The organism is Streptomyces sp. NPDC052020, from assembly GCF_040680575.1.
Classification (GTDB): Bacteria; Actinomycetota; Actinomycetes; order Streptomycetales; family Streptomycetaceae; genus Streptomyces.
Genome location: NZ_JBFAWY010000013.1, coordinates 134745 through 148780, shown reverse-complemented (window position 1 = coordinate 148780; position 14036 = coordinate 134745). Strand labels below are relative to the sequence as shown.

At 75.4% G+C, this 14036-nt stretch carries 12 protein-coding genes and 1 pseudogene; 5 read left to right on the top strand and 8 right to left on the bottom strand.

The window, feature by feature from the left end; translation table 11 throughout:
* Positions 1 to 174: 174 nt before the first annotated feature.
* Positions 175 to 1440 (top strand): extracellular solute-binding protein, encoded by a 1266-nt coding sequence (locus AB0L74_RS16290; protein ID WP_365651524.1) that lies wholly within the window; start codon positions 175 to 177, stop codon positions 1438 to 1440.
* A gap of 26 nt (positions 1441 to 1466) precedes the next feature.
* Here AB0L74_RS16290 and egtD read toward each other — a convergent pair whose 3' ends face one another.
* From egtD to egtA, 4 genes are read right to left on the bottom strand one after another with little or no spacing between them, the layout of a single operon-like run.
* Positions 1467 to 2429 carry an L-histidine N(alpha)-methyltransferase gene (gene egtD / locus AB0L74_RS16285; protein WP_365651521.1) on the bottom strand — a complete coding sequence of 321 codons (963 nt, stop codon included), beginning with the start codon at positions 2427 to 2429 and terminating at the stop codon, positions 1467 to 1469.
* Positions 2426 to 3283: an ergothioneine biosynthesis protein EgtC gene (egtC, locus tag AB0L74_RS16280; protein ID WP_365651518.1), complete on the bottom strand. Its 858-nt coding sequence runs from the start codon at positions 3281 to 3283 to the stop codon at positions 2426 to 2428. The genes egtD and egtC overlap by 4 nt, the downstream gene beginning before the upstream one ends.
* Complete coding sequence (egtB, locus tag AB0L74_RS16275) at positions 3283 to 4602, bottom strand: ergothioneine biosynthesis protein EgtB (RefSeq protein ID WP_365651515.1); 1320 nt, start codon at positions 4600 to 4602, stop codon at positions 3283 to 3285. The genes egtC and egtB overlap by 1 nt, the downstream gene beginning before the upstream one ends.
* On the bottom strand, positions 4599 to 5912 hold the full coding sequence (egtA, locus tag AB0L74_RS16270) for an ergothioneine biosynthesis glutamate--cysteine ligase EgtA (protein WP_365651512.1): 1314 nt from the start codon (positions 5910 to 5912) through the stop codon (positions 4599 to 4601). The genes egtB and egtA overlap by 4 nt, the downstream gene beginning before the upstream one ends.
* Before the next feature lie 576 nt (positions 5913 to 6488).
* On the opposite strand from egtA, the gene AB0L74_RS16265 reads away from it, so the two are divergent.
* Together AB0L74_RS16265 and AB0L74_RS16260 are read left to right on the top strand one after the other, a co-directional pair.
* Positions 6489 to 7379, top strand: coding sequence for an NAD(P)-dependent oxidoreductase (locus AB0L74_RS16265; RefSeq protein WP_365651508.1), 891 nt, complete (start codon positions 6489 to 6491; stop codon positions 7377 to 7379).
* Positions 7380 to 7668: 289 nt separating this feature from the next.
* Complete coding sequence (locus AB0L74_RS16260; protein ID WP_365651504.1) at positions 7669 to 8091, top strand: PPOX class F420-dependent oxidoreductase; 423 nt, start codon at positions 7669 to 7671, stop codon at positions 8089 to 8091.
* A gap of 115 nt (positions 8092 to 8206) precedes the next feature.
* On the opposite strand, the gene AB0L74_RS16255 is transcribed toward AB0L74_RS16260, so the two are convergent.
* Positions 8207 to 8659, bottom strand: a complete 453-nt coding sequence (locus AB0L74_RS16255) for a YbhB/YbcL family Raf kinase inhibitor-like protein (protein WP_365651501.1) — start codon at positions 8657 to 8659, stop codon at positions 8207 to 8209.
* 140 nt (positions 8660 to 8799) lie between these two features.
* Between AB0L74_RS16255 and AB0L74_RS16250 the strand changes: the two genes are divergently transcribed.
* On the top strand, positions 8800 to 9822 hold the full coding sequence (locus AB0L74_RS16250; RefSeq protein ID WP_365651498.1) for a sigma-70 family RNA polymerase sigma factor: 1023 nt from the start codon (positions 8800 to 8802) through the stop codon (positions 9820 to 9822).
* 64 nt (positions 9823 to 9886) lie between these two features.
* Here AB0L74_RS16250 and AB0L74_RS16245 read toward each other — a convergent pair whose 3' ends face one another.
* The 3 genes and pseudogenes from AB0L74_RS16245 to AB0L74_RS16235 form a co-directional block, all read right to left on the bottom strand.
* On the bottom strand, positions 9887 to 11011 hold the full coding sequence (locus AB0L74_RS16245) for a CapA family protein (protein WP_365651495.1): 1125 nt from the start codon (positions 11009 to 11011) through the stop codon (positions 9887 to 9889).
* Positions 11012 to 11142: 131 nt separating this feature from the next.
* A complete protein-coding gene (locus tag AB0L74_RS16240) occupies positions 11143 to 11538 on the bottom strand; it encodes a hypothetical protein (protein WP_365651492.1) in 396 nt (131 codons plus the stop codon).
* Between the two features lie 291 nt (positions 11539 to 11829).
* A pseudogene (locus AB0L74_RS16235) lies at positions 11830 to 12141 on the bottom strand (MFS transporter); the annotation flags it as partial.
* A 468-nt stretch (positions 12142 to 12609) separates the two neighbouring features.
* On the opposite strand from AB0L74_RS16235, the gene AB0L74_RS16230 reads away from it, so the two are divergent.
* Positions 12610 to 14022 (top strand): RtcB family protein, encoded by a 1413-nt coding sequence (locus AB0L74_RS16230; RefSeq protein ID WP_365651489.1) that lies wholly within the window; start codon positions 12610 to 12612, stop codon positions 14020 to 14022.
* Positions 14023 to 14036 lie beyond the last annotated feature (14 nt).

Below are 14036 nucleotides of genomic sequence, written 5' to 3'. Positions count from 1 at the left end.
CGTCGGCTTCGCCGGCCGCGGGGCCTTGACCTCCGTATTGGTCCATACCAAAATCCAGCACACCCGTACGAGCCGCTGCTCGTCCCCCCACGCCGGGTCTCCTTTCGCCTGCCCGCCCGGACGGACCACCCGTCCGCCGGCGGGCGGCGTCCGCCAGACAGAACGGGAACCCTCGTGAGACGTCGCCTCCTCGCCCTCGCCTGCGTGTCGGCCTCCCTGCTCAGCGGCTGCGGCCTGCTGCCGCGAGACGGCGGGCCCGAGCGGCGCGCCGTCACCGTGTGGCTGATGAAGGACAGCGCCTCGCAGGACTTCCTGCGGCGGTTCACCGAGGACTTCGAGCGCGCCCATCCCGGCCTGGACCTCGACATCCGCATCCAGCAGTGGACCGGCATCGGCGAGAAGGTGCAGGCCGCGCTGGAGGCGGACGGCGAGGACGGGCCCGATGTCATCGAGGTCGGCAACACCCAGGTCACCCAGTACGCGGAGGGCGGCCGACTCCACGACCTGACGCTGGAGGCGATGCGGGACTGGGGCATCCGCGACTGGCTGCCGGGCCTGGCCGAACCGGGGCAGTGGATGTCCCAGCAGTACGGCATCCCCTGGTACGCGGCCAACCGCGTGGTTATTTACCGCAAGGACCTGTTCGCGCGGGCCGGCGTCACCGCCCCGCCCCGCACCCGCGACGAGTGGCTCACCGTCACCGAACGGCTCGACTCGGGCGGCGACCAGGGCATCTACCTGGCCGGACAGGACTGGTACACCCTCTCCGGCTTCATCTGGGACGAGGGCGGCGACCTGGCCCGGGAGCGCGGCGGCGGTGTCTGGGAGGGCGCGCTGGACACCCCGGCCGCGCTGCGGGGCATGGACTTCTACCGCAGGCTCCAGGCGCTCGGGGACGGCCCGGTCGACGCCGACGAGGAACACCCGCCGCAGGCCCGCGTGTTCGCCAGGGGCCGGGTCGCGCAGATCGTCGCGGTGCCGGGTCTGGCCCATGCCATCGTGCGCGAGAACCCGGACCTGGAAGGCGAGCTGGGCTTCTTCCCGGTGCCGGGCAAGACCGCGGGCAAGCCCGGGGCGGTCTTCACCGGCGGCTCCGATCTGGTCGTGCCGCGCAACACCGACGACCGGGACGGCGCCGTCGCCGTGGTGGAGGCCCTCACGGGCACCCGGTGGAACACCGACCTGGCCCGCACCATGAACTACGTGCCGAACAAGAAGTCGCTCGCCAAGGCCGTCGCGGGCGGGGAGGGCGTCGAGGCCATGGCGGCCGGGGCCGCGCAGGGCCGGGCCACCCCGACCACGCCCGGATGGGGCGCGGTCGAGGCGGACAACCCGATCAAGGAGTACATGACGAAGGTGCTGACCGGCGCCGACCCGGCGACGGAGGCCCGACGGGCCTCCCGCCGCATCACCGAGCTCCTGGATCCCGGCCTGGAGTGAGCCCGGCGGCGGGCACCGCCTTCCCCTCAGCGCGCCACGCTCAGCGACAGCGCGAACCGGCCCTCGCCGTCCGTCCACCAGCGGACCGGTTCCAGGCCCGCCCCGGACAGTTCGCCGCGCACGCCCGCCTCGCGGAACTTCGCGGACACCTCCGTGCGCAGCTCCTCGCCCGCGGCGAAGTCCACGGCCAGACCGAGAGACGGGATCTTCACCGTCTGCGCGGTACGGGAGCGCAGCCGCATCTCGATCCACTCCCGCTCGGCGTCCCACAGTGCCACGTGGTCGAAGGCGGCCGGGTCGAAGTCGGCGCCCAGTTCCCGGTTGATCACCGTGAGGACGTTCTTGTTGAACGCGGCCGTCACCCCCGCCGCGTCGTCGTACGCCCGGACCAGCACGCCCTCGTCCTTGACCAGGTCCGTGCCCAGCAGCAGCGCGTCGCCCGGGGACAGCAGGGCGCGGACACGGGACAGGAAGGCGGCGCGTTCGGCGGGCAGCAGATTGCCGATCGTGCCGCCGAGGAACACCAGCAGCCGCGGCCCCGGCGTGTCCGGCAGCGTCAGCCCGGCGGTGAAGTCGGCGATCAGCGCGTGCACCTCCAGCTCCGGCCGCTCGGCGGCGAGCGCCCGCCCCGCCTGGTCCAGGGCGCTCTCGCTGACGTCGACCGGCACGTAGGCGCGCAGCCCGGTCAGGGCGTCCAGCAGATACCGGGTCTTCTCGGAGGAGCCGGAGCCCAGTTCCACCAGGGTGCGGGCGCCGGCCGCCGCGGCGATCTCCCCGGCCCGGGCGGCGAGGATCTCGCGCTCGGCCCGCGTGGGGTAGTACTCGGGCAGCTCGGTGATCCGCTCGAACAGCTCGCTGCCGCGCGCGTCGTAGAACCACTTGGGCGGCAGCGTCTTCGGCGTGCCGGCCAGGCCCTCCATGACGTCGGCGCGCAGGGCGGCCTCCGTGGCGTCCTCGGGCAGGGTGCGGGAGAGACGGAACGGGCTCACGTACGGGGCTCCTTCGCGGGTGCGGGTGCGGGTGCCGGGGCGGAAGCGGGCGCCGGGGTGGTGGCGGGCCGGCCGTGGGCCGGGGCTTCGGGGGAGTCGGCGGGCGCGGCGTCCTTCAGCGGGGTGAGCAGGACGTCGGTGCGGTCGGCCCACAGCAGGGTGCGGTCGGGGACTTCGCGCCAGCGCGGGTCGTCGTCGTAGGGCTCGGAGGCCACGACGGTGCCGCCGCCGGGCCGGGACAGGTACCAGAGGGTGTCGCCCCAGGCGGTGGCGGCGAGGGTGACGCCATTGGTGAGCAGCAGGTTCAGCCGGGAGGCGGGGGCCGCCGCGGCGACCTCGGCGACCGTTTCGGCCAGCGCCGAAGGCTCCTCCCGGCCGCCGCGCAGCCGGTTCAGGACCAGCGCCCATACGAACGCGGAGTCGTTGCGGGCCTCCAGCGCCAGCAGTTCCCCGGGCGGCAGGCCAGGGGCGAGCGGGGCGAGAGCACCCGGCCAGCCCGCCACGGCCCCGTTGTGGCTGAACAGCCAGGGGCCCGCGGCGAAGGGCGCCGCGGCGGCCTCCGCGTCCGCGCCCGACAGGGTCGCGTCCCGCACCGCGCCGAGCAGCGCGGTCGTCCGCACCACCCGGGCCAGGTCGGCGAAGGACTGGTCCGCCCAGATCGGCCCGGCCCGGCGGTACCGGGCCGGCACCGGGTCCCCCTCGGCGTACCAGCCGACCCCGAAACCGTCGGCGTTGACCGTTCCGTGCCGCTGCCGTCGCGGCGCCCACGACTGGCGGTACAGCCCGTGCGGCGGCTCCACGAGCAGCCGGCCCAGCGGCTCGGCGGGACCGGTGTAGGCGAGGTGGCGGCACATCAGCCCCGGCCCTTTGAGCGGGCCGTGCGGAACCCGGAGAAGATCTGCCGCCGGACCGGATAGTCCCAGTTGCGGAAGGTGCCCCGGCAGGCCACCGGGTCCACGGCGAACGAACCGCCGCGCAGCACCTTGTACTCCGGCCCGAAGAACACCTCCGAGTACTCCTTGTACGGGTACGCCCGGAAGCCGGGGTACGGCAGGAAGTCGCTCGCCGTCCACTCCCACACGTCCCCGATCAGCTGCCGCACCCCGAGCGCGGACGCACCGGCCGGATAGCTCCCGGCGGGCGCCGGCCGCAGGTGCCGCTGGCCCAGGTTGGCGTGCTCGGGCCCCGGGTCGGCGTCCCCCCACGGGTAGCGCCTCGACCGGTCGCCGGCCGGGTCGTACCGCGCGGCCTTCTCCCACTCCGCCTCGGTGGGCAGCCGCCGCCCGGCCCAGCGGGCGTAGGCGTCGGCCTCGTACCAGCACACGTGCAGCACCGGCTCGTCGGGCGGCACCACCTCGGTGACGCCGAAGCGGCGCCGCAGCCACTGCCCGCCGTCCCGGCGCCAGAACAGCGGCGCGGAGACGGAGTGCCGCCGTATGTGGTCCCAGCCCTCCGGCTGCCACCAGCGCGGGTCGTCGTAGCCGCCGTCCGCGATGAACGCCTGGTACGCGGCGTTGGTCACCGGGGTGGTGTCGATCCAGAAGGGCGGCAGCTCCCGCCGGTGCGCGGGGCGCTCGTTGTCCAGCGCCCACGGCTCGGTGGAGGTGCCCATCGTGAACGGTCCGCCGGGGACGAGGACCTCGGCCGGCCCGGTGTACGGCGGCCCCGGGTCGGGGTCCGGGGCGGTGAGCGCCCGCGGTCCCCTGCGGAGCTGATGCGTGATCAGCATCGTCTCGTCGTGCTGCTGCTCATGCTGGGCGATCATCCCGAAGGCGAACCCGGCCCGCGTCAGCCGTGAGGCGTCGAAGGCGGCGTGCTCCAGTACGTCCAGGGCCCGGGCGCGCACCTCGGCCGCGTACCGCCGGGCCTCCGCGGGCGGCAGCAGCGGCAGCCTCGGGCGCTCGGCCCGCGGATGCTCGAAGGCGTCGTACAGGCTGTCGATCTCGGGCCGCAGCGCCTCCTGGCCGGCGACGGCCCGCAGCAGCCACTGCTCCTCCTGGTTGCCGATGTGCGCCAGGTCCCACACCAGCGGTGACATCAGCGGTGAGTGCTGGGCGGTCAGGTCCGGGTCGTCCACACAGCCGGTCAGCAGCGTGGTGCGGTCCCGCGCGGTGACCAGCGTGGCCAGCGCGCGCTCGCGAAGGGCTTCGGTGCCGAGGGCGGGGTCGTTCATGGGCGGACGTCCTTCCCGTGCGGGCGGCGGCCCGTGCCGTCCGGCCCGTCCAGCAACTCGTCGGCGGGGCAGCGGCCCCGGGTGACGTAGCGGTCGAGGTACGCCGTGACGGCGTCCGTGATCCCGGTGGTGGCGCCGAGGCGGGGCAGCGCCCCGAGCGCCGCCGTGAAGCACACGACGGCCGCCTCGCGCAGCTCGGGGTCGGCCAGGCCGTGCCGGGCCGCGTCGCGCCAGAGCGCATTGTGCGGGGCGGGCCGGCCGAGGGCGCGCTCGGCGAGCGGCTTCACCGCCCGGTAGGCGGTCTCGGAGGCCTCCGGGTCGTCGAACAGCGCCGCCGTCACGGCGAGCGGCACCTGCCACCCGTCGTCGCCGGGCTGCGCGTCGATCATGCGCAGCTCCAGATGGCCGCGCGGCCGCACCGGCGGGAACAGCGTGGTGAGGTGGTAGTCGAGGTCGTCCCGGGTCGGCGGCCGCGGCCGGTGCGCCCGGGTCCATTCCCGGAAGGTCAGCCCTTCGGGGACGCCCCAGGGGCCGCCGTCCCGCCGGACGCACATCACCGGCGCGTCCAGCACATGCCGGGCCCAGGCGCCGCGCGGGTCGGCGTCCAGCACGGGGCCGCCCGCCCGGCCGGCGCCGATCCGCGCCCAGTGCAGCTGCCGGGTGGACCGCCAGCCGGTGGGCCGCCCCCGGTCCAGCGGCGAGTTGGCGAACGCGGCCACCAGGACCGGGCCCAGCCGGTGCGCCAGCCACCAGCGCCGCACATGGCCGAGGACGCCCGGCTCCTCGTGCCCGGCGTCCACGCACACCTGCACCGAGGCCGAGGTGCACATCATGGCGCGGCCGGCCGGGCCGGTGCGGTCCAGGCACGCCTCCATCGCGTCGTAGCGCGGGCGGCGCAGGAACCGGCGCGGCGGGTGCCACGGATCGTGGCCCATGCCGACCAGGGACAGGCCGTCCTCGCGCAGGACCGCGCGGACGGCGTCGAGGTCGGCGGAGACGGTACCGACACACTCCGTCAGGGAGGCGGCGGGCGGCGAGCTCAGCTCCAGCTGCCCGCCGGGTTCGACGGTGAGCGCCGACCTCAGGGGCACGGTCCGCAGCGCGGCGTAGGCCGCTTCGAGTCGTTCGGGTGCCACGGGGAGCCGCGGGGTGCGCAGCTCGTGGACGAGCCATTCCACTTCGACGCCGAGGCGCCGCGGCGGGCCGGTCTTGAAACAGATGCCGCGAACCAGGGTCTCGACCTCCGCTTCACTGATCGGGGTGGGTGGCTCCGTACCGCCACCGACCGGTGTGCCGACAGGGTCGGACATGTCGGGATCCTCCTGAGATGCCACCATGCCATCAAGCCACCATGTCATCGGCCCCGGTCCGGTGGTCCGGGCCGGGGTCACTCGTCCCACCCAAGACCTTCACGCGGCTCGGCACAAGGGTGCGTACCGGGACGTTCCACCCAACCCCGCCGGTGTCCGGGCCGCTCCCGGGTGCCTTTCCGGGAGTTTCCCGAAACCTGCGCGGGCGTTCCCCAGGGCGCGGTCCGGGACGGGGAAACCCCGTTGCGCCGCAGGACCAGCATCGCTCACGATGCGTACCTGAGCACGACGGGGGAGGCCGTGCGGTGCGTGACGGTGGCGCGTACGGGGGTCGCGCCATGAGCGCGCGCCCGGGCGGCGTCGCACGGCGGACCGAACGGATCGGGGCGGCGGCTGCCACCGCGCGCCCGGCCGCGCCCACCGCGACCCGTGCGGTGGTGCCGAGGCGGCGCTGACCGGGTGACGGGTCACGCCGACGGCCCCCGGTGCCGGGGGAGGTCGTGTTCGATGGCGCCCGCCGATGGTGGCAGGCTGATCTGCGGATGATCACCGCACCACGACAGGAAGCCGCACCTCATGACCGACAAGCTCACCGTGAGCGTTCTGGGCACCGGCATCATGGGCGCCGCGATGGCCCGCAACATCGCCCGTGCCGGGCACGCCGTCCGCGCCTGGAACCGGAGCCCTGACAAGGCCGAGCCGCTGGCCGCCGAGGGCGTGCGCGTCGCCGGCACCCCCGCCGAGGCGGTGGACGGCGCCGACACCGTCCTGACCATGCTGTACGACGGCCCGGCCGCCCTGGACGTCATGCGCCAGGCCGCGCCCGCCCTGCGCCCCGGTACCGCGTGGATGCAGTCGACCACCGCCGGCATCGAGGCGATCACCGGCCTGGCCGCCTTCGCCCGCGAGCACGGCCTCGTCTTCTACGACGCCCCCGTACTCGGCACCCGCGAGCCCGCCGAGGCCGGGCAGCTCGTCGTCCTGGCCGCCGGTCCGGCCGAGGGGCGGGCCGCGGTGACGCCGGTGTTCGACGCCGTGGGTGCCCGGACCGTGTGGACCGGCGAGGACGGTGCGGCCGGGAGCGCCACCCGGCTGAAGCTGGTGGCCAACAGCTGGGTCATCGCCGCCACCAGCGCGGCCGGCGAGGTGCTGGCCCTCGCCGGCGCCCTGGACGTGGACCCGGACAGCTTCTTCGACGCCATCGCCGGAGGTCCGCTCGACATGGGCTACCTGCGGGCCAAGGCCGCGCTCGTCCTCGGGGACCGGCTGTCCCCGCCCCAGTTCGCGGTCGCCACCGCCGAGAAGGACGCCCGGCTGATCGTCGAGGCCGGTGAGCGCCACGGCGTCCGTCTCGACGTGGCCGACGCGAGCGCGCGGCGGCTCGCCCGCGCCGCCGCGCGGGGGCACGGGGACAAGGACATGGCCGCGGCCTACTTCGCGAGCTTCGAGGAGAAGCCGTCGGCCTGAGAACGCGCCACCGCCGGCGGCCCGGGTCCGGCCGGGTGACACATGCCGGAAAGGCCGACAGATGGGCCGGGACGGGGAAGGCCGACACAGGAGACCCCGAAGGGGGAGGCCGGCACAGGATGCCCCGGACGGGGAAGCCGGGACGGGAGCGTCCCGGCCGGCAGGACCCGTCGGGGAACACCGCCGGGGAAGCCCTTCGGGACGGGCGTGGCAGAGCGCCGCGCCGGTACCACCGGACAGAAGCGTCATGACGTACGGCATGACAGGCACGTGACAGAGAGGATCCCGCATGTCCAAGCCCCCGCTGCCGCCCGAGGCCGTCGACCTGCTGCGCCGCGCCAACCCGTGTGTGATGGCCACCGTGCGCTCGGACGGCACCCCCGTCTCCACCCCCACCTGGTATCTGTGGGAGGACGGCCGGGTGCTGGTCAACCTCGACGAGGGCCGGGTGCGTCTGAAGCACCTGCGCCGCGACCCGCGCGTGACCCTCACCGTCCTGGACGAGGACGACTGGTACACGCACGTGACCCTCCTCGGCCGCGTCGCCGCGCTGCGTGACGACGACGGTCTGGCCGACATCGACCGGCTCTCCCGCCACTACACCGGCAAGCCCTATCCGGACCGGGTCCGGGCCCGGGTCAGTGCCTGGATCGAGGTCGAACGCTGGCACGCCTGGGGGACGTTGAAGGACAGCGACCAGGCGTCCGTCTGAGCCCGGCGGCCGGTCCCGGCCCGGCGCCCGGACGGTGCGGTGCGCGCGGCGACAGGCCGAGCGGCGGCAGGGCGCCGGCCGCCTTCCGGCGGGTGCCGTCGGCGCCGGTGACCGGTCAGCGCCGGTACAGCCCGACCAGGGCGCCGCTCGCGAGCTGCCGTTCGTCCACCGCCCGGTGCACCTGGCCGGCGCCGGGCGCGTCGGGCAGCACGCACGGCTCCCGCAGGGCGTAGAGCCGGAAGAAGTAGCGGTGTGCCTCGTCCCCGGGCGGGGGGTGCGGGCCGCCCCAGCCCTGTTCCCCGTACCCGTTGACGAGCTCGGTGCCACCGGGCGGGCACTGCCCCGGGGCGACACCGTCGCTGCGGGGATCGACGCCGACCACGACCCAGTGCGCGAAGGTGCCGGACGGTGCGTCGGGATCCTCGCACAACAGGACCAGTTCGACCGCTTCGTCCGGCACGCCAGACCAGGCCAGGGGCGGGGAGACGTTCTCCCCTTCGTAGGCGTACCGCCGTGGGATGAAGGAGTGGTCGTCGAATGCGCCACTGCTGAGCTCGATACCTGCCATGGGCCCGGAGTACCCCGGACAATTCCGTCATATCGAACAGGCGGGGGGAGTGGCGCCCTGTTCCGCGCGCTCGCGGGTTCGGACCGGGGGAGCCGGGTACCCGTGGCTCTCCGACGGAGGAGGAGACGGAGGAGCGCGACATGTCTCCCCAAGCGGAAACCGCCGCAGAAGCGCGGACTCACGGTCCCCGCCGCGCCTCCGCCCACGCCGCGCGGGCGCGCAACCGGGTCCCCGAGCCGTACGGGGAGCCCGATCTGCTCGGCCAGTACCTGGCCCAGATCGGCGCCACGCCGCTGCTCACCGCGGAGGACGAGGTGCGGCTGGCCGAGTGTATGGAGGCCGGGGTACGGGCGCTGGAGGAACTGGAACAGGCCGATGCCGGCGAGCCCGCGCCGGCGCCCGGGCGGCGCCGGGAGCTGGAGCGGGCCGTGTGCGACGGGCAGGAGGCCAAGGACCACATGGTGCGGGCCAACCTCCGCCTGGTGGTCGCCCTGGCCAAGCGGCACGCCCACCGGGGCCTGCCCCTGCTGGACGTCATCCAGGAGGGGAACCTGGGGCTGATCCGCGCGGTGGAGAAGTTCGACCACACCAAGGGGTTCAAGTTCTCGACGTACGCCACCTGGTGGATCCGCCAGGCGATCGAACGCGGCGTGGCGACACACGCGCGGACGGTACGGCTGCCCATGCACGTCGTGGAGCAACTGCGCAAGCTCGCCAAGGTCGAGCGGCGCCTCCAGCTGAACCTGGGGCGCGAACCGACCCCCGAGGAGGTGGCCGGGGAGAGCGGACTCGCCCCGGACAAGGTGGTCTGGCTGCGGCGGGTCGGCCGGGACGCGGTCAGCCTGGACACCCCGGTGGACGAGACCGGTGAGACCGTGGTCGGCGACCTCATCCCCGACACCGACGTGCTCCAGGCCCCGGAGGTCGCCGAGTACCAGGCGCTCGCCGAGGAACTGCGCGAAGCCGTGGGCACCCTGGCACCCCGCGAGGCCCTGATCCTCAGCCTGCGCTACGGCCTGCACGACGGACGGGCGCGCACCCTGGAGCAGGTGGCCCGGCACGTGGGTCTGACGCGGGAGCGCGTACGCCAGCTGGAGAAGGAGTCGCTCGCGCAGTTGAGGGCGCCCGAGACCCGGGACCGCCTCGTGGCCTGGGCGGGCTGAGCCCCCTCCCGCGCCGGGTACCCGGCCCGGCGCCCTTCCGCAGCTCTCGCGCGGGGCGCTCGCGTCATCCCCCCGCGCGCTCGCCGTTGCACACGGCGCCCAGCGCGCCGTCGCCCGCGAGGACCACGCGCACCCCCGCGCTCATCCGGTCCAGTGTCTCCCGGAGCCAGGAGCGGTCCTCATCGCCGGCCGGCTCCAGCCGCATCCGGCGTGCCCGCAGCGGCACCAGGCGCAGTCCGCGCAGCCGTCCGGTGTCCGCCGCGACCGTCACCAGATGGGCCAGCCGCAGATCGTCCCGGTACCGCTCGTAGCCCGCTATGCCCTCGTAGTCGTCGATGAAGTCGCCGCAGCCGTGGAGCACCAGCCGGTCCCGGTACACCTCCAGCGGGCGGGGGTGGTGCGAGGAGTGCCCGTGCACGATGTCGACCCCGCCGTCCACCAGGGCGTGCGCGAACCGGGCCTGCTCCGCGGGCACCCGGTATCCCCAGTTCGACCCCCAGTGCACGGACACCACCACGAGGTCGCCGGTCCGCCTGGCCCGCCGGACGCGCCGGACGACGGTCTCGGCCGCGCCGGGCGTCGGCTCGGCGACGTAGGCGACACCGGACCGGCCGGCCGTCGCCGCCCACCCGGCGGGGATGCCGCTGGAGCTCATGCCGAGGGCGAACACCAGCAGGCGGCCGCCGTTCTCCAGCGGGACCACGGCGGGCGCGTACGCCTCCGCGGCGTCCCGGCCCGCACCCGCCGTGCGCAGCCCCGCACCGGCCAGCGTGTCCAGGGTCTCCGCCAGGCCCGCGCGGCCAAAGTCCAGGACGTGGTTGTTGGCCAGGACGCACACGTCGGGCCGGGCCACCGTCACAGCGGGCAGGTTGGCGGGGTGCATGCGGTAGTGGACGGCCTTGCCGGGCGCGAAGGCGCCGCCGCCCGTCACCGCCGTCTCCAGGTTGACGACCCGGGCGTCCGGAGCGGCCTCCCCGAGCACGCGCAGCGCCTCGCCCCACGGCCAGTCGGGCGGCACCGGCGCGGGCACGGGGCCGCTCGCCGCCTCCGCCAGCCGGACGTAGGTCCGCGCGTCGCGCACATACTCCTCGCGCAGCTCCGGATCGCCGGGGTGCGCGAGGATCTGGTCGACGCCGCGCCCGAGCATCACGTCACCGCACAGGAACAGCGTCACCGTGCCGCCGCCCACGTCTCCACAGTAGGGGGCTCGGCGCACACCCGACGATTCCGGGGGCCGGCGCCCACGGGGCGGGCAGGGCGGCGCTCGCGGCGCTCGGGCGGAGCGCGGCTCGCAGCACGGCCTGATCCGCCGCCGAGAAGTCACGGCATGACCGTGTCCCGACCGGAGCCGGGGGGTGGTGCCGGGTCACACGGGGTCTCGGTCCGCTCGCGGCCGTGGCGCGTGCCGCTGCCGCCTCCCGCGACGACGCCGCCCTCGACCGGGTGGGAGCGGTACTGGAGGTGTCCGGCCCACAGGGCGCCCAGGAGGCCGGTGGCGGCGAGCGCGGCGCCGGCCCAGGCCACCGAGGCGAAGCCGAACCCGGCGTCGGTGGTCATGCCGCCGAGGGCCGGCGCGAGCGGGCTGCCGACGTTGAAGGCCGAGGTGCTGGCGGCGCCGACCAGGGTCGGTGCGCCGGGTGCCACGACGAAGACCCGGGACTGCGAGATCGGATTGGTGACGTAGCCCGCCACGCCGAGGACGAAGATCAGGGCCACGGTGACGACGGTGTTCCCCGCCAGGACGGCGAGCAGTGCGGAGGCCGCGGCGAGGACGCCGGTGCCGGGCGCGAGCGTGCGGATCGGGTACGCCCGCGCGGAGCTGCCGCCGACGACCAGGCCGGCAGGCCGCCGACGCCGAACAGGGCGCCAGCAGGACGGGCACCCAGCGGTCGGCCAGTGCCGGTGACGTCGGTGAGCAGGGAGGCGAGGTAGCTGAAGGTGACGGTGACGGCGCCGAAGGAGAACGCCGTCACCGTGTACGGGAGCCACAACCGCGGCCGGGCCATCGCCCGCAGCTCGGCGCGGACGGTACGCGTCTCCTCCCCGGCGTCCCCGTCCGCCGGCAAGGGCGAACACCGAGCAGACGAGGGTGACGGGGGTGAGCAGGGCCACGCTCCAGAAGGCGGCGCGCCATCCGGCGACCTGGCTGAGCACCGTGCCCGCGGGGACGCCGATGATGGCGGCGAGGGTGAGTCCGCCGGCGACGACCGCGACCGCCTTGCCCTGGGCGTTCGCCGGCACGAGGGCGACGGCGGCGGCCACGGCGACGCCCCGGAAACCCGCGTAGGCGAGAGCGCCGACGACACGCGGGGCGGACAGGACTTGGTAGCCCGGGGCGGGGGCGCGACGATGTGCGCGGCGATGAAGACGGCCCGCGGCACGACCAGGGCCGTGCGGCGGGGCCAGCTCAGCGTGGCGACCGCGAGGAGCGGTGCGCCGATGGACAGGAACTCACTGTTCAGCGTCGTGGAAAGCGCCGTCTCCGCCCTCTGAACGGCCCCCCCGCGGCGGTCCGGGGGAACCCGGCGGAGCACAGCACAGAGCGGACCGGCCCCCGGCGCGGCCTCGGGGCCACACCCCCGGTAGGCCGGGAACGAGGCCGCGAACGCTGGAGGCCCGCGAACGCCGGAGCCCCGGGTGCCACGGGTGTCCGGGCGCGCGGGCCGCTCGGCGGCGGCCGGGCCCACGCGCGGGAGGAGCGCCGCATCCCGCCGACATGGCGGCCCCCGGCGCGGGTACCGCGGAGTGAGGGGGACACGAGGGGGGCGCGAACCGCTGGAGGTCGCGATGGAACTGGTCGAGGAGCGCCCCTGCCGCTACCGCATCGAACCGCACGGCGCGATGCGGGTGCCCGGCGTGGTGTTCGCCTCGCGGGATCTGCTGGCCGACGCCGAGAAGTCGCTGGCGCAGGTCGTCAACGTGGCCACGGTGCCGGGCATCGTGGGCGCCTCGTACGCCATGCCCGACATTCACTGGGGCTACGGCTTCCCGATCGGCGGCGTGGCGGCCACCGACGTCGACGAGGGCGGCGTGGTCTCGCCCGGCGGGGTCGGCTTCGACATCTCCTGCGGGGTGCGGCTGCTGGCCGCCGACATCCCCGGCGGGGACCTGCGGCGGGCGCTGCCCGCCGTCATGGACGGCCTGGACCGGGCGATCCCGCGCGGCGCGGGCCCCGGCGGCGTGTGGCGGCCGTCCGGCTCCGGACCGCTGGAGCGGATCCTCGCGGACGGCTCCCGGTACGCGGTCGAGGAGGGGTACGGCGAGGAGCGCGACCTCGTCCGCTGCGAGGACGGCGGCGCGGTCGCCGGTGCCGACGTGACGCAGGTCGGCGAGCGGGCCCGGCAACGCGGCCTGGCCCAGGTCGGCAGCCTCGGGTCGGGGAACCACTTCCTGGAGGTCCAGCAGGTGGCCGAGGTCTACGACGAAGCGGTCGCCGGCGCCTTCGGGCTCGCCGGCGGACAGGTCTGCGTCATGATCCACTGCGGTTCGCGCGGCCTGGGGCACCAGATCTGCACCGACCACGTCCGGGCGATGGACCGCGCCATGGCCCGGTACGGCATCACCGTCCCCGACCGGCAGCTGGCCTGCGCCCCGGTCGGCTCGCCCGAGGGCGAGGCGTACCTGGGCGCGATGGCCGCCGCCGCCAACTACGGCCGCGCCAACCGCCAGCTGCTCACCCACGCGGCCCGGGAGGTGTTCCGGCGGGCGGCGGGCGCGCGGCTGTCCCTGGTGTACGACGTGTCCCACAACCTCGCCAAGACCGAGACGCACGACGTGGCCGGCCGGCCACGCCGGCTCTGTGTGCACCGCAAGGGGGCCACCCGCGCCTTTCCGCCCGACCACCCGGAACTGCCGCCCGACCTGCGCCGGTCCGGGCAGCCGGTGCTCATCCCCGGCACCATGGGCACCGCCTCCTACGTACTGACCGGGGTCCCCGGCGGCGACGCCTTCCACTCCACCTGCCACGGCGCGGGCCGGGTGCTCAGCCGCCACCAGGCCGCCCGCGCGGTCACCGGCAAGGAGGTGCGGGCCAGGCTCGACGCGGCCGGCATCGCGGTGCGCCCGCGTTCCTGGCGCGGCCTGGCCGAGGAGACGCCCGAGGCGTACAAGGACGTGAGCGCGGTGGTGGCCGCGAGCGAACGTGCCGGGCTGTGCCGCACGGTGGCCCGGCTGGTGCCGCTGGGAGTGGTCAAGGGCTGACAGCGGCCGGGCCG

What these genes read in the sequence shown, in the direction of transcription:
- AB0L74_RS16260 (WP_365651504.1), top strand. Translation starts at nt 7,669, where the DNA reads ATGTCCAAGCCCCCGCTGCCGCCCGAGGCCGTCGACCTGCTGCGCCGC.
- AB0L74_RS16230 (WP_365651489.1), top strand. Translation starts at nt 12,610, where the DNA reads ATGGAACTGGTCGAGGAGCGCCCCTGCCGCTACCGCATCGAACCGCAC.
- egtC (WP_365651518.1), bottom strand. Translation starts at nt 3,283, where the DNA reads ATGTGCCGCCACCTCGCCTACACCGGTCCCGCCGAGCCGCTGGGCCGG.
- AB0L74_RS16265 (WP_365651508.1), top strand. Translation starts at nt 6,489, where the DNA reads ATGACCGACAAGCTCACCGTGAGCGTTCTGGGCACCGGCATCATGGGC.
- AB0L74_RS16250 (WP_365651498.1), top strand. Translation starts at nt 8,800, where the DNA reads ATGTCTCCCCAAGCGGAAACCGCCGCAGAAGCGCGGACTCACGGTCCC.
- AB0L74_RS16255 (WP_365651501.1), bottom strand. Translation starts at nt 8,659, where the DNA reads ATGGCAGGTATCGAGCTCAGCAGTGGCGCATTCGACGACCACTCCTTC.
- egtB (WP_365651515.1), bottom strand. Translation starts at nt 4,602, where the DNA reads ATGAACGACCCCGCCCTCGGCACCGAAGCCCTTCGCGAGCGCGCGCTG.
- egtA (WP_365651512.1), bottom strand. Translation starts at nt 5,912, where the DNA reads ATGTCCGACCCTGTCGGCACACCGGTCGGTGGCGGTACGGAGCCACCC.